The organism is Psychrobacter sp. 16-MNA-CIBAN-0192, from assembly GCF_040309565.1.
In the GTDB taxonomy this organism is placed as follows: Bacteria; Pseudomonadota; Gammaproteobacteria; order Pseudomonadales; family Moraxellaceae; genus Psychrobacter.
The window spans coordinates 1-242 of record NZ_JBEOOX010000638.1 but is presented as its reverse complement, the minus strand read 5'-3'; the positions used below and the strand labels follow the sequence as shown (position 1 = coordinate 242).

1 pseudogene is annotated in these 242 nt (G+C 39.3%); it reads left to right on the top strand.

The annotated features are described in order from the left end of the window. Nucleotides 1-242: pseudogene (locus AAEY78_RS14675) on the top strand (UDP-glucose 6-dehydrogenase); the annotation flags it as partial.

Below are 242 nucleotides of genomic sequence, written 5' to 3'. Positions count from 1 at the left end.
AAATCACGAAAAAATTATTGTAATGGATATTAAAAGTGCTGAACTTACTAAATATGCAGCTAACTGCATGCTCGCTACAAAAATAAGTTTCATGAACGAGATGGCTAATATAGCTGAGCGCGTAGGGGCTGATATAGAGCATGTTCGCCATGGTATAGGCTCAGATCCGCGAATTGGTTATCAATTCATTTATCCTGGTTGTGGCTATGGTGGTTCATGTTTTCCTAAAGACGTACAAGCAC